Origin of the sequence: Candidatus Corynebacterium faecigallinarum (genome assembly GCF_052264515.1) — a bacterium.
In the GTDB taxonomy this organism is placed as follows: Bacteria; Actinomycetota; Actinomycetes; order Mycobacteriales; family Mycobacteriaceae; genus Corynebacterium; species Corynebacterium faecigallinarum.
The window spans coordinates 1-482 of sequence record NZ_JBQQOC010000095.1; the positions used below are offsets into that span (position 1 = coordinate 1).

The window sequence follows — 482 nt, forward strand, 5'->3', positions numbered from 1 at the left end:
CGTGTTCACCCGGGTGCTCACCGCGATGGCCGACACCCCCGATGCCCGCATCGGGGATCTGGACCTGCTGTCCGACGAGGACCACGCCGCACTGACCACGTGGGGCACCGGCGAATCCCTGGACATTCCGTCCGACACGACCCTGAACTCCTTGCTAGTTGATCAGGTGTCCGCCACCCCCACGGCCACGGCAATCATCGACGACGCCACCGGAACCAACTACACCTACCGGCAGTACAACCGGCGGGTCAACACCCTCGCCAGACTCCTCATTGACCACGGGGTCTGTGTCAGCGACCGAGTGACCGTGGCCATGCGCCGGTGCGGCGATCTGCCGGTGGTGTTGACTGCGGTGATGCGCGCCGGTGCCGCCTACGTCCCTATCGATCCGGACTACCCTTCTGACCGGGTCAACTACATCCTGGCTGACAGTGCCCCGACCCTGATCCTCACCGACCAGTCCACCCTGACCGATCACGGTG

1 protein-coding gene is annotated in these 482 nt (G+C 65.4%); it reads left to right on the forward strand.

Features of this window, described 5'->3' with window-relative positions; all coding sequences use genetic code 11:
• Positions 1-482 (forward strand): AMP-binding protein (locus tag ACTXPP_RS14205; protein ID WP_443342778.1); only part of this gene is annotated, 482 nt, incomplete at both ends.